We start from the raw sequence: 13,742 nt of genomic DNA on the forward strand, positions 1-13,742 counted from the left end.
TACCAGAAGTCCTGTTCGTCAGAATTCACGGCATTGCAATGCGGCACCGGTTCCGGTCAGCCGCCCTGGTGGAGGGCAACAATGACTTTGGTCGAGCAGGCTCGCGGCGCGACACTTCATTCGAAACTTGAATCACGAACGGCCACGATCGGGGTCATCGGGCTTGGCTATGTCGGCCTACCGCTTGCCGCGGTGGCGGCGCGGGCCGGCTTCCGGGTGATCGGCTTCGACATCGACAACAGCAAGGTCGAGAGGCTGAGGGCGGGCCGGTCCTATATCGGCGCCGTTGCCGACGAGGCGCTGCAGGACATCAGCGCAGGCGGGCGTTTCCAGGCGACATCGGACTTCGCGGCCCTCGAAGAATGCGATGTGATATCAATTTGCGTCCCGACGCCGCTGACAAAGCAGCGGGAGCCAGACCTTTCCTTCGTGGAAGGAACGACGCGCGCCATCGCGGCTCATCTGCGCAAGCACCAGCTTATCGTGCTGGAATCGACCACCTATCCCGGCACCACCGATGAGGTGATGAAGCCCATACTGGAAGCGACGGGTTACAAATCCGGCAGGGATTTCTTCCTCGGCTATTCGCCCGAGCGCGAGGACCCGGGCAGCATCGGCTTCGAAACCGCCACCATTCCGAAAGTTGTCGCCGGCGACGGGCCGGTCGCCGCGAAACTGGTGGCGCTCTTCTACGGCGCGATCGTGGAGAGGGTCGTGCCTGTCTCGAGCATCAAGGTGGCCGAAGTGGTGAAGCTGACGGAAAACATCTTCCGCGCCGTCAACATCGCCTTGGTCAATGAGCTCAAGGTCATCTATTCCGCGATGGGGATAGACATCTGGGAAGTCATCGAGGCGGCAAAGACGAAGCCCTTCGGCTATATGCCGTTCTATCCCGGTCCAGGGCTCGGCGGACATTGCATCCCGATCGATCCGTTCTACCTGACCTGGAAGTCACGCGAGTTCGAAGTGTCGACGAAGTTCATCGAGCTGGCCGGCGAGATCAACGTCTCCATGCCGCACTACGTCATGGCGAAGCTCTCGGAAGCCCTCGACAGACAGCTTGGCCTGCCGCTGAGCCAGGCAGCCATCCTGATCGTCGGCGTCGCCTACAAGAAGAACGTGTCGGACGTGCGCGAAAGCCCGGCGCTCAAGCTGATCGAGCTGCTCGAGACACGCACCGCCGACATTGCCTATCATGACCCTCACGTCGCGCGCATCCCGAAGACGCGCAAGCACCCGATGCTAGCCGGCAAGGATTGCATCCGCCTCAACCGCGACTCGATCGCTGCCTATGACGCGGTCGTCATCGTCACCGATCACGACGGGGTCGACTACGGGCTCCTGGCAAACCATTCGCGCCTGATTATCGACACGCGCAACGCCATGCAGCGCAACGGCATCGTCTGCGACCGGGTGGTGAAGGCGTAGGGCATTCGCCGGCCGGCCTGGGTTCCGGCGCGACGGCACGTTCACTTGCCGGAGCTGGGCTGCTACGGATAGCGCCGACGCGGATAGCCGGCGCACCGCGCCGGGAGGAATGGATGCCCTTCAAGCGCAGAAAGAACACCGCCGCGATACCACGCACGGTGCCCGCCTTCGAGCATATCGTGACCGAGGCGAGCGACAGTTTCCTGTGGCGGCTGGACGACTATCCGTGGGAGCGCAATGTCTGGAATTTTCACCCCGAATACGAAATCCATCTTCTAAGGAAATCGTCCGGCGTGGTGCTGGTCGGCGACCATATCGGCGAGTTCGGACCGGGCTACCTGACCATCGTCGGCGGCAGTCTGCCGCATGACTGGGTGACCGCGGTGCAGCCCGGCGAGCTGATCGAGGGCCGCGACATCGTTCTCCAATTCGATCCCGAGCGGCTGCGCGGCTCGTCCGGGCTGCTGCCGGAACTGCGCGAGCTGGAGCCGTTCCTGGAGCGCTCGCTACGCGGCATGGTCTTCCATGGCCAGACCGCGCTCGACGGCGCCGACCTGATGGAACGGATGGGCGAGGTGCACGGGCTGGCGAGGTTCCGCCTGTTCCTCGAACTGCTCGACCTTCTGGCCACCACCGACGAATACGCGCTGTTGTCGTCGCCGGACTTTTCGCCGCTGCTCGACGCGGAATCGCTCGATATCATCCAGCGCTCGCTGACCTATCTGTTCCAGCATTTCGCCGAGGATCTGAAGCTGCCGGAGGTGGCGGCATTGGCCGGGATGAGCGAAAGCACATTCTCGCGCTTTTTCCAGAAGAACACCGGCAATTCCTTCAGCGACCATGTCGCCAAGCTCAGACTCTGGCAGGCCTGCAAGCTGCTCGCCGATACCGAGATCCCGATCACCGACATCTGCTTCCAGGTCGGCTACATGAACATCTCCAACTTCAACCGCGCCTTCCTGCGCAAGCACAAGATGACGCCGTCGTCCTATCGCAAGCTGTCGCGGCAGCGGCTGACGTTGCGGGCCTGATCGAGCCGGGAGCGGCTACGCTTGATAGCACTGATACTCGTGTGACGGGCAGACTCTGCCGGCGTCATTTTTTGCGCCGCACAATGCATAAAAGTACAGGTCTGCTGCAACGGGGCTTCTAGTCTCGCCCCTTCCAACTCCTCATTTTGGCGACGGGTCGCAGTCATGCGGGCGACGTGAGGGTCGCTTAGCCCGCGGACTTGCTACTTCCCGCGCATGTTCCTGGAGGAGAAACATCAATGAAATCAAACCGGCTCGCTGCCAGCCTCGGTGCAGCTTTCGTGCTTACCGCTTCCGTTTCAACCGCAGCCCTGGCACAGGCGCCGGTCTGCTCGGCGCCGGTCAAGGTGCTGGCGCAGCCGCGCGACGGCCTGACGCTGCTGGAGGACTCCAAGGACGAGTTCAAGAAGCTCTCCGGCGCTTCGTTCCAGATCGATTACCTCAACGAGAACGACCGCCGCGCCAAGTCGCGCGCCGATGCTTCCACCGTCGGCAACTACAATGTCTACTATGTCGACGAGGCCAATGTGGCGCTGTTTGCGTCCTCCCGCTGGATCGTGCCTCTGACCGATTATTACCCGGCTGACTATGACTATGCCGATTTCGATCCGGGCCGCCAGAAGGTCGCCACTTATGACGGCAAGGTGTGGTTCGCGCCGCTGACCGGCGGCGGCGACCTGATGGTCTACCGCAAGGATGTGCTGGAGGCCGCCGGCATCCAGCCGCCAAAGACGCTGGACGAGCTGATCGCCGACGTGCCTAAGCTGACCAATGCCGACAAGGGCATGTACGGCATTGCGCTCCGCGGCGCGCGCGGCTCGGGCGCCAATGTCTGGCGCTGGATGCCGTTCTTCAAAGCCTATGGCGGCAAGTGGTTCGACGGCGACAAGCCGGCTTTCAATTCGGACGCCGCCGTCAAGGCGACCGAGACCTATCTGAAGCTGTTCAAGGACTCGGCGCCCGGCACGCAGACCGGCAGCTGGGATGAATCGACCGGTGCTTTCCTGTCCGGCCAGGTCGCCATCCTCGTCGAATCGACGCCGCTGTCAGGCATGGCGGTGGACCCGAAGACCTCGCAGGTGGTCGGCAAGATCGGCTTCCTGCCGCCGCCCTCGCCGCTGCCCGGCGGCGGCTACGGCCACGGGCTCGCCATCGGCACCAAGGCCAATGCGGATGACGCCGCGAAGAAATGCGCCGGCCTGTTCATCGCCTGGGCGACGTCGAAAGAGAACGAGAAGCGCCGGCTCGACGCGCATCAGTTCGGCGAGCTGAACCGGACCAGCATCCTCACCAGCAAGGAATTCGCCGATATCTACGGCGCCGATCTCGGCCAGGCGCTGGCCGATACCGGCAAGGTCACGGCGGTGAACTTCTGGCAGGATCCGCGCTGGCCCGATCTCGGCGACCGCTGGGGCATCATCCTGGAAGAGCTCGTCACCGGCACGCGCACCGACATCAAGGGCGGCCTCAACGAGCTCGAGGCCTATGCCAACGATCTGGTGAAGAAGAAGTAATCCTCCCGCCCGCGGCGCGCGGCCCACGGCATTCGAAGGAATGCCGGGACCCGTGCGCCGCGGGACCTTCGCCAGACAGCAGTCCAAATCCGAGGATAGGCAATGCGCCGACGCTCTTCCCTGCCGGTCACATTTCTCGTTCCGACGCTCGCCATCCTGCTCGTGCTGTCGATGGTGCCGACGCTCTACGCCATCGTGATCGCGCTGCAGAACCGCGAACTGAGCACGCCGGGTTATTCCTGGGTCTGGTTCTCGAACTTCGCCGATCTCTTTACCGACCGTCGTTTCCTCAACGCCGTCTGGGTTTCGGTGAAATGGGAGATCGTCACCGTCGTCGCGACAATGGTGGTGGCGATCGGGCTGGGCGTGCTGATGTTCGAGGTCGCCGGCCCACGCCTTCGCAATTTCTATTGCCTCTTGTTCATCATCCCGGTGCTTTTGCCGCGCGTCTCGGCCGCCTTCGTCTGGAAGTTCGCCTATCACCCGCTCTACGGCATCGCCACCTATCCCTACCGGCTGCTGACGGGCGGCCTCATCTTCGATCCGCTGTCCAAGCCCGCGACCGCTCTGTTCGCCGTCGCTTCGGTAGATGTCTGGCAATGGGGGCTGTTCTTCGCCGTCATCGTGCTGAAGCTGCTCGAGACCTTGCCGCCGCAGCCGATCGAGGCGGCCAGGCTCGACCACGCCAAGCGCTGGCAGATCCACGCCTATGTCACCTTGCCGATGCTGAAGGCGCCGCTGATCAGCCTGATGTTCGTCAAGATGATCGAGTCGCTGCGATCCTTCGACCTCATCTATGTGATGACGCGCGGCGGACCGGGCGTCGCGACCGAGACGCTCGACATGTACGCCTTCTCGCAAGGCTTCATCGAGTCCGGCAAGGTTTCCTACGCGTCGGCCATGGCGGTGCTGATGATGATCGCAACCGTCATCACCTTCACCATGCTGTGGAAGCGGGTGCAGGCATGAAGCGATATCCGATAAGAGTGGGCCGCCTGATCGCCAAGGCCATCCTGGCGCTGGCCGGGTTCCTGGCCGTGTTCCCGTTGGTCTGGACGGCGCTCAACGCGCTCAAGAACAATGTCGACATCATCACGCGCGTGCCGAAGGTGATCTTCACGCCGACGCTCGCCAATATCAGCTACATCCTCGGCCGCGACAGCGTACTGACCGGGCTCTACAACTCGGTCGTCGCCTGCGGCGCGGCGGTGATGATCGGCATCGCGCTCGGCCTGCCGGCAGCCTATGCGGTGGCGCGCTACCCAAACCGCTTTGCCGGCGACATCCAGTTCTTCGTCTTGTCGCTGCGCTTCCTGCCGCCGGTGGCGGTGGCCATCCCGCTGATGGTGATCTGGCTGCAGGTCGGCCTCTACGACACTTTGCCGGCGCTGATCGTCACCTATTCGCTGCTCACCATCTCGGTGATCATGTGGCTCGCCATCCCAGCCTTCCAGGGCGTGCCGAAGGAGATCGAGGAAGCGGCTTTCGTCGATGGCTACGGCGCCTATTCGGTGTTCTGGCGGATCGCGCTTCCCGTCGCGGCGCGCTCGCTGATCGGCGCCGTCGCCTTCAGCTTCGTGCTGGTCTGGAACGAATTCCTGATCGCGCTGATGCTGTCGAGCTCCAACGCCAAGACGCTGCCGATCGTGGCTTCCGAGCTGTCCCAGCAAGGCATGAACGTGCCGTGGGGAATCCTCAATGCCTCGGTCGTGCTCTTGTCGCTGCCGCCGCTGCTGTTCCTCGGTGTTTTGAGCGGCTTCCTGAATTCCGTTTTCCGGCAAAAGAAAAATTGAAGTGAGGCTTATCCCGATGCGGGCACTGGTGCTTGAGAAAAAAGGCGAATTGTCGCTGCGCGAAATCGCGCTGCCGCAAGACGTCGGGCCGGACGACGTCAGGATCGCGATCCACACGGTCGGCGTCTGCGGCAGCGACGTGCATTACTACACGCATGGCGCCATCGGCAGCTATATCGTGCGCCAGCCGATGGTGCTCGGCCACGAGGCCTCGGGAACCATCGTCGAGGCCGGCGCCAATGTCACAAGCCTGAAGGTCGGCGACCGCGTCTGCATGGAACCCGGCGTGCCGAACCTTGCGTCACGCGCGACGAAGCTCGGCATCTACAATGTCGACCCGGACGTCCGCTTCTGGGCAACGCCGCCGGTGCATGGCGTGCTCGCGCCCTATGCAGTCCATCCAGCGGCCTTCACCTACCGGCTGCCGGACAATGTCTCCTTCGCCGAGGGCGCGATGGTCGAGCCCTTCGCCATCGGCATGCAGGCGGCGGCGCGCGCCAGGATCGTTCCGGGCGACGTCGCCGTCGTCGTCGGCTGCGGCCCGATCGGCATCATGATCGCCTTGGCCGCGCTGGCGGGCGGCTGCTCCAAAGTGCTGATCTCGGACTTTTCCGCGCCGAAGCTGGAGATCGCCGCTCAATATGCCGGCATCGTGCCGGTCAATATCGGCGAGCAATCGCTGGTTGATGCCGTCGCGGCCGCGACCGACAATTGGGGCGCCGATATCGTGTTCGAGGCGAGCGGCAGCCCGAAGGCCTTCGCCAACCTGTTCGACGTGGTGCGGCCGGGCGGCGCGGTGGTGTTGGTCGGCCTGCCGGTGGAAGCGGTCGAGCTCAACGTGCCGGCTGCGATCTCCAAGGAAGTGCGCATCGAAACCGTGTTCCGCTATGCCAACATCTTCGACCGCGCCCTGCAGCTCATCGCCTCCGGCAAGGTCGACCTCAAGCCGCTGATCACCGGCACCTATGATTTCTCCGAGAGCATCAAGGCGTTCGAGCGCGCCGCGCAAGGCAAGCCGCAGGACGTCAAGCTGCAGATCCTGCTGACCGGCGAGAAGGGATAAGGAATGTCCGCCATCGTTTGCTCCCATGTCGACAAGGCCTATGGCGCCACGACGGTCATCCGCGATCTCAATCTCTCGATCGAAGAGCATGAGTTCGTCGTGTTCCTCGGCCCGTCCGGCTGCGGCAAGTCCACGCTTCTCAGGATGCTGGCGGGGCTGGAGGACATCAGCGGCGGCAAGGTGTCGATCGGCGGCAAGGTGGTGAACGACCTCGATCCAGGCGACCGCGGCATCGCCATGGTGTTCCAGAATTATGCGCTCTATCCGCACATGACGATTTTCGACAACATCGCCTTCGGACTGAAGCGGCAGAAGGTGCCGGCGGCCGAAATCAAGAGGCGCGTCGAGGCGGTCGCGAAAACGCTTGGCCTCGAACCCTATCTCGGCCGCAAGCCGACCGAGCTCTCCGGCGGCCAGCAGCAGCGGGTGGCGATCGCGCGCGCCATGATCAAGACACCGAAAGTGTTCCTGTTCGACGAGCCGCTGTCCAATCTCGACGCCAAGCTGCGCAACCATATGCGGGTCGAGATCGCCCGGCTGCACCAGTCGCTGAAGACCACCACCGTCTATGTCACGCATGATCAGCTCGAGGCAATGACGCTCGCCGACCGCATCGTCTTGTTGAAGGACGGCGTGATCGAGCAGATCGGCTCGCCGGCGGAAATCTATCGCCGTCCCGGCAATCTGTTCGTGGCCGGCTTCATCGGCACGCCGAACATGAATTTCATCGAGGTCATGGTCGGCCGCACAGGCGATGGCCGGACATTGACCGGCGCGGGGACAGTGCTATCGGTCGAGGGCAGCGACTTCTACCTGCAGCACGGCGATCGCGTGGTGCTCGGCATCCGGCCTCCGGATCTGAAGACGGCGGAAGCCGGCGCGGGAAACCTGCTGCAGGGCACCGCCGACCTCATCGAGTTCCATGGCAATGACGCGCTGGTGACGTTCGGCTTTGGCGGCAAGGAGATCAGCGCGCTGGTGCCGGCCCGCGAATGCCCGCAGCAGAGCGCGCCCCTGCGCTACACGTTCGACGAGGAAAGCATCCATCTGTTCGACGCCGAGACAGGCAAGTCGCTGCGCAGGCAGTAGAACGGCGAGAGCGTTCCCGGGAATCGTTCTATCCGATCACGTCGAGCATCTGCCGCTGGCGATGCATTTCGAGGAATATCCGGTAGTCGCGGTCGAAGCGAGCTCCGGCGGCCTTGTTGGGTGCGCGGATCTTGCCGCCCTGTTGCATGGCGACGCAGGCGGCGTTGAGATCGGGATAGATCCCGGCGGCGGTCGCCGCCACCATGCCGGTGCCGAGCAACACCGCCTCGTCGGCCAGCGGCTCGACAACCGTGCAGCCGGTGGCGTCGGCGTAGAGCTCCATCAAAAGCGGGTTCTTGGTGTGGCCGCCGGTGACATGCAGCGTGTCGATCAGATAGCCGTTCTCGTTCAGCGCCTCGAGCACATGGCGCACGCCGAGCGCGATGCCGACGGCGGTGCGCCAGTAGAGCTTGCACAGGCTGTCGAAAGAGGAATCGAGCGTAAGGCCGCTGATGACGCCGACGGCGTGCGGGTCGGCGAGCGGCGAGCGGTTGCCGTGAAAATCCGGCAGCACATGCAGCCTTGCAGCCAGCGCATCGCCGTCCTCGGCGCGCAGTTCGGCGACGCGCCCGGCGATCTTCATATGCATGGCCGCGTCCGGCTCGCCGCCGGCGCCATGCCAGCGGATGATGTGGTCGAGCAGCGCGCCGGTGGCCGACTGGCCGCCTTCCGACAGCCACAGCGTCGGCAATGCCGCGCCGAAATAAGGGCCCCAGACGCCGGCAAAAGGCTGCGGGTCGGGCGACATCGCCATGACGCAGGACGATGTGCCGGCAATCAGCGCCAGATGCCGGCCAATGTCCTTCTCGTCGCCGGCAAAGCCGCCCAGAACGCCGAGCGCGCCGGCATAGGCGTCGATCACGCCGGCGCCCACCCGGCATTTTTCAGTGAGGCCGAGCTCGGCGGCCGCCTTGGCCGTCAGTGGGCCGATATCGGCGCCGACGGGGCTGGCCTTTTCCGGCAGGTTGCCATGCTCGAACAGGTCGCCGAGACCGACAAGTTCGAAGAAGTCGCGCCGCCAGCTTTTTTCCTCATGCGCGAGATAGGTCCATTTCGCCGTCAGCGTGCATTGCGAGCGGGCGAGCGAGCCTGATGCCTTCCAGGTCAGGAAATCTGCGAGATCGAATAGATAGCCGGCTTCGTTCCATGTCTTCGGCAGATGGCGCTTCAGCCACATCAGCTTCGGCGTTTCCATCTCCGGCGACATCACACCGCCGATATAGTCGAGAACGGCGTGGCCGCTCGTGGTGCATTCATCGGCCTCGGCGATGGCGCGATGATCGAGCCAGACCATGGTGTCCCAGCGCTTCTCGCCGGTGACCGAGACGCTGATCTGGCTGCCTTGCCTGTCGCGCGCGACCAGCGAGCAGGTCGCGTCGAAAGAGATGCCGGCGATATCGCCAGCGGCGACGCTGGATTTCTGCAGAGCGGACCGCACGGATTTGCACACCGCCGACCAGATATCTTCCGAATCATGCTCGGCGTGATCGGGCTTGGGCTGATGCATGGCGATCGGATGATCGGCGCGGCCGAGCAGATTGCCTTCGGAGTCGAGAATGCCCGCGCGAGCGCTCCCGGTGCCGACATCGACCGCGCAAACGAAACTCTTCGTCAAGATGCTTTTTCTCTCGCTCCCAGGCCTGCAATCAGATCGGGCAATTGCAGCATGTCAGCGAATATAAAGTCCGGTTCCGTCGACGCAAGCCGCGCCTTGAGGGCGGGGTTGGACGCGTGCGAGCCACCGGTGAAGGCAAAAACGCGCATGCCCGCCGCGCGGGCCGCGGCAACGCCGGCGGGGCTGTCCTCGATCACCAGGCAACGGCGCGGATGCGCCCGCATGCAGGCGGCGGCATGCAGGAAAAGGTCGGGCGCCGGCTTGCCGCGCTTGACCATGCTGGCGCTGAACAGATGCGGCTCCAGCAAGGGAAGCAAGCCGGTGACGTCGAGCGCATAGCGGATGCGCTCCAGCGTGCCGGAGGAGGCGACGCAGCATGGCCGGCCAAGCTTCGGCAGCACCTCCTTGACGGCTGGGATCGGCTTCAATTCCTCGCGGAATTTGCGCATCAGGTCGACGCGCATGGCGGTCAGATGCTCGTCGCTGATCTCCAACCCGAAATCGCGGCCGAGGATCTCGCGCACGCTTTTCATGCTCTTGCCGAGGAAATGCTCGTAGGCGGCGTCCTCGCTGACCGTGCCGCCGGCGAGCTCGATCATGCCAAGCAGCGCCGAGACGGAAAGCGCCTCGCTGTCGACCAGCACGCCGTCACAGTCGAAGATGACCAGTTCCGGCGTCATGGCTGTTGCTTCCAGCTAAGCAATTCCAGGAAAAGTGTGGGCGGTTTTCCGCCCGGAATTGCGTCAAAAGAGATCGAGGCTTTCAGAGCTTGCCGGCGAGATAGCGCGTCAGGGTTTCATGCGCGCCCTGCGCCCACAGCACCTTCAAGGCGTGGGCGAAGGCTTCGGCGAAGACGGGCGAGCGGCCGACATCGCCATAGATATCCTCCATCGCCAGCCAGGCCTTCGGATCTTCCTTCGCCGCTTTCGCGGTCGCTTGCATGCGGTCCCAGCTCGGGTCGTTCGGCTCGATGACGGCGCCGCTGTCGGTGGTGCCGAAGCAGTAGCGGCACCACAAGGCCGATTCCAGCGCGAGACCGGCGACGCCCTCGCCCGCCTTCAGCCGGTCGGCGATCGTCGGGATGATGAATTTCGGCTGACGATTGGAGCCGTCGAGGCAAAGCCGGCGGATGGTGTCGCCGATCTTCGGGTTGGAGAAGCGGCGCTCGATGAGCTGGTAATAGTCCTCCAGATCGGTGTCGGGCACGGGCGGCACGGTCGGGATGATCTCGTCATGCTCGAGCTTCGACAGGAAGCCGCGCACCAGCGGCTCCTGCATGCCTTCATGGACGAAATGGATGTCCATCAGCCCGGCCGGATAAGCGATCGTGGCGTGGCCGCCATTGAGGATGCGTATCTTCATCAGCTCGTAAGGCGAGACGTCCTTGACGAACTGCACGCCGACCTTTTCCAGCGCCGGGCGGCCGGCGGTAAAACGGTCCTCCAGCACCCATTGCTTGAACGGCTCGCAGAACACCGGCCAATTGTCCTCCAGCCCGAAATCGTCGGCGAGGATCTTGCGCTCTCGGTCGCTGGTGGCCGGGGTGATGCGGTCGACCATGCCGTTCGGGAAGGCGACCTTGTCCTCCACCCATTTCGCCAGATCCTCGTCGATCAGCCTGGCAAGGCCGATCACGCCGTCGGAGGTGACGTGGCCGTTATGGGGGATGTTGTCGCAGGACATGACGGTGAACGGCACGATGCCGTCGGCGCGCCGGCGCAGCAGGCCGGCAAGGATGATGCCGAAAACGGTCTTCGGCGCAGCACCCGGCTGGGCGTCGGCGACAATGTCGGGATGGGCCGGGTTGAACTTGCCGGAGGCCGGGTCGATGAAATAGCCGCCCTCGGTGATGGTCAGCGAGACGATCTTGATCGCCGGATCGGCGAGTTGGTCAATGATCGCGGCCGCGTCGCCGGGCGTCAGGAATTCGATCATGGCGCCGGTGACGCGGGCGCTCATATGACCCTGGTCCTGCTCGACGACCGTGGTCAGCCAGTCCTGTTCCTGCAGCTTGGAACGGCCGGTCTTCTCGCCTTCGAACACGCCGGCGCCGATCAGCGCCCAGTCATGGCCCTCGCCGGTGCCGAACAGGTCGTCGAGATAGACTGCCTGGTGCGAGCGGTGGAAATTGCCGACGCCAAAATGGACGATGCCCGCCTTCAGGGCGGAGCGGTCGTATTTCGGGCCGGCGACCTTGGCCGGCAGCCTGGCGAGGTTCGAGGAAGAGAGTTTCACGGTCATCTCATTTTACCCTTTGGCCGATCCGCAGCCCGACTGTTTACGCCTCCTTGAGGAGAGCGAGGATGAGGGGCAACACCTGGTGTTCCAGCATGCCGCCCCTCACCCGCCCCATGGCGTCTTCTCCGGAGGAAAGAAGAGAAGCGCCTTCCCCCTCAGCCCATCCCGGTCAACTCATCCATTGGCCGCCATCGACATTATAGGTCTGGGCGACAATGTATTCGGCCTCGTCGCTGGCGAGGAAAACCGCCATGCCGGCGAGGTCCTCGGGCTTGCCCATGCGACCGTAAGGAACGCCTTCGCCGACCAGACGCTTCTTCTCGCCCTTGGGCCGGTTCTCGTATTTGGCGAACAGCGCGTCGACCTGGTCCCACATGTCGCTGTCGACGACGCCCGGCGCGATGCCGTTGACGTTGATGCGATGCTTGATGAGATCGAGACCGGCCGATTGGGTGAGCGAGATGACCGCGGCCTTGGTGGCGCAATAGACGGCGACCAGCGGCTCGCCGCGACGGCCGGCCTGGCTCGCCATGTTGATGATCCTGCCGCCCTTGCCGCGCGCGATCATCGAGCGGGCAGCCGCCTGCAGCATGAACAGCGTGCCGGCCACGTTGACGGAGAACAGTTTTTCGTAGCTCGCCATGGTGATCTCGACGATCGGCGCCAGGTCGAAGATTGCGGCGTTGTTGACCAGCACGTCGAGCCCACCGGTCTTCGCCTCGACCGCCTTCACCGCCGCTTCGATCGAGGACTGATCGGTGACGTCGAGCCGGACCGCGTAGGCGGCCGCGCCGATCGCCTTCGCCGTCGCTTGCGCCGCTTCCAGGTCGATGTCGGCAATCGCCACCGTCGCGCCTTCGCGCGCATAGGCTTCGGCGAAGGCCCTGCCGATGCCGCGCGCCGATCCGGTGATCAGCGCCGATTTGCCTTTCAGCCTCACTTTCCCCTCCTCACTGGGCCAGCGCCTTGCCGTCGGCGCCGAAGCGGTGGAGCTTGGCCTTGTCGGGGGTCAGGTAGACGGTATCGCCGTGTTTCACGCCGACCTCGCCGTCGGCGCGGACATTGACGGTGCCGATACCGTCCGCCTGGACGTGCAGGAAAGTGTCGGAGCCAAGATGCTCGGCGACGCCGACCGTCGCCTTCCAGTCGCCCGACGTGGTCGAGATGTTGAGATGCTCGGGCCGGATGCCGATGGTCTTGGCGCCGTATTTGTCAGCCGGCGCGCCTTCGATGAGGTTCATCTTCGGCGAGCCGATGAAGCCGGCGACGAAGAGGTTCTTCGGCGTCTTGTAGAGCTCCATCGGCGAGCCGACCTGCTCGATGTTGCCGGCGTTGAGCACGACGATCTTGTCGGCCATGGTCATGGCTTCGACCTGGTCGTGGGTGACGTAGATCATCGTCGTCTTGAGCTGATGGTGCAGCTCGCTGATCTCCAGGCGCATGGTCCCGCGCAGTGCGGCATCGAGGTTGGATAGCGGCTCGTCGAACAGGAAGGCCGAAGGCTGGCGCACGATGGCGCGGCCGATGGCGACGCGCTGGCGCTGGCCGCCGGACAGCTGGCCGGGGCGGCGCTCGAGATAGTTGGTGAGGTTCAGCACGCGGGCTGCGTCCTTCACCTTCTTGTCGATGGTCGCCTGGTCCTCGCCGGCCATCTTCAACGGGAAGGCGATGTTCTTGGCGACCGTCATATGCGGATAGAGCGCATAGGACTGGAACACCATGGCAAGCTTGCGTTTGGCCGGCGCCTCGCCGGTGACGTCGCGGCCATCGATGCTGATGGTGCCGCCGCTGGTGTCCTCGAGCCCGGCGATCAGCCTGAGCAGCGTGGACTTGCCGCAACCCGATGGGCCGACGAACACGACGAACTCGCCGTCATCGATGTTGAGGTCGATGTCCGGAATGATCACCGTCGACCCGAAGGACTTGGAGACGTTCTTGAGCGTGATGTTTCCCATGGTTTCCTCCCGGGGA

The 13,742-nt window shown here is 64.0% G+C and carries 12 protein-coding genes; 7 read left to right on the forward strand and 5 right to left on the reverse strand.

Annotated features, from left to right (window positions below; all coding sequences use genetic code 11):
* Nucleotides 1-81 precede the first annotated feature (81 nt).
* The 7 genes from FJ424_RS17760 to ugpC all read left to right on the forward strand — a co-directional run bounded on the left by FJ424_RS17760 (nt 82) and on the right by ugpC (nt 7,918).
* A complete protein-coding gene (locus FJ424_RS17760) occupies nt 82-1,428 on the forward strand; it encodes a nucleotide sugar dehydrogenase (RefSeq protein WP_140656057.1) in 1,347 nt (448 codons plus the stop codon).
* A 113-nt stretch (nt 1,429-1,541) separates the two neighbouring features.
* Nucleotides 1,542-2,459 carry an AraC family transcriptional regulator gene (locus FJ424_RS17765; RefSeq protein WP_140656054.1) on the forward strand — a complete coding sequence of 306 codons (918 nt, stop codon included), beginning with the start codon at nt 1,542-1,544 and terminating at the stop codon, nt 2,457-2,459.
* 239 nt (nt 2,460-2,698) lie between these two features.
* A complete protein-coding gene (locus FJ424_RS17770) occupies nt 2,699-3,973 on the forward strand; it encodes an extracellular solute-binding protein (protein ID WP_140656052.1) in 1,275 nt (424 codons plus the stop codon).
* A gap of 102 nt (nt 3,974-4,075) precedes the next feature.
* Nucleotides 4,076-4,942: a sugar ABC transporter permease gene (locus FJ424_RS17775; protein WP_140656049.1), complete on the forward strand. Its 867-nt coding sequence runs from the start codon at nt 4,076-4,078 to the stop codon at nt 4,940-4,942.
* A complete protein-coding gene (locus tag FJ424_RS17780; protein ID WP_181182100.1) occupies nt 4,939-5,766 on the forward strand; it encodes a carbohydrate ABC transporter permease in 828 nt (275 codons plus the stop codon). The genes FJ424_RS17775 and FJ424_RS17780 overlap by 4 nt, the downstream gene beginning before the upstream one ends.
* A 16-nt stretch (nt 5,767-5,782) precedes the next feature.
* Nucleotides 5,783-6,829 carry an NAD(P)-dependent alcohol dehydrogenase gene (locus FJ424_RS17785; RefSeq protein WP_140656094.1) on the forward strand — a complete coding sequence of 349 codons (1,047 nt, stop codon included), beginning with the start codon at nt 5,783-5,785 and terminating at the stop codon, nt 6,827-6,829.
* A gap of 3 nt (nt 6,830-6,832) precedes the next feature.
* Nucleotides 6,833-7,918, forward strand: coding sequence for a sn-glycerol-3-phosphate ABC transporter ATP-binding protein UgpC (gene ugpC / locus FJ424_RS17790; RefSeq protein ID WP_140656043.1), 1,086 nt, complete (start codon nt 6,833-6,835; stop codon nt 7,916-7,918).
* 28 nt (nt 7,919-7,946) lie between these two features.
* Here the strand turns inward: ugpC and FJ424_RS17795 are convergent, their stop codons facing one another.
* The 5 genes from FJ424_RS17795 to FJ424_RS17815 form a co-directional block, all read right to left on the reverse strand.
* Entirely contained in the window at nt 7,947-9,533 is a 1,587-nt protein-coding gene (locus FJ424_RS17795; RefSeq protein ID WP_140656040.1) for an FGGY-family carbohydrate kinase, read from the reverse strand.
* Nucleotides 9,530-10,213, reverse strand: a complete 684-nt coding sequence (locus FJ424_RS17800; RefSeq protein ID WP_140656038.1) for an HAD-IA family hydrolase — start codon at nt 10,211-10,213, stop codon at nt 9,530-9,532. The genes FJ424_RS17795 and FJ424_RS17800 overlap by 4 nt, the downstream gene beginning before the upstream one ends.
* An 82-nt stretch (nt 10,214-10,295) precedes the next feature.
* Nucleotides 10,296-11,774 carry a mannitol dehydrogenase family protein gene (locus FJ424_RS17805; RefSeq protein ID WP_140656035.1) on the reverse strand — a complete coding sequence of 493 codons (1,479 nt, stop codon included), beginning with the start codon at nt 11,772-11,774 and terminating at the stop codon, nt 10,296-10,298.
* 166 nt (nt 11,775-11,940) lie between these two features.
* Complete coding sequence (locus FJ424_RS17810) at nt 11,941-12,711, reverse strand: L-iditol 2-dehydrogenase (RefSeq protein WP_140656032.1); 771 nt, start codon at nt 12,709-12,711, stop codon at nt 11,941-11,943.
* A gap of 10 nt (nt 12,712-12,721) precedes the next feature.
* Nucleotides 12,722-13,726, reverse strand: a complete 1,005-nt coding sequence (locus tag FJ424_RS17815) for an ABC transporter ATP-binding protein (RefSeq protein ID WP_140656029.1) — start codon at nt 13,724-13,726, stop codon at nt 12,722-12,724.
* Nucleotides 13,727-13,742: the final 16 nt, after the last annotated feature.

The sequence above is a fragment of the Mesorhizobium sp. B3-1-8 genome (genome assembly GCF_006439495.1).
In the GTDB taxonomy this organism is placed as follows: Bacteria; Pseudomonadota; Alphaproteobacteria; order Rhizobiales; family Rhizobiaceae; genus Mesorhizobium.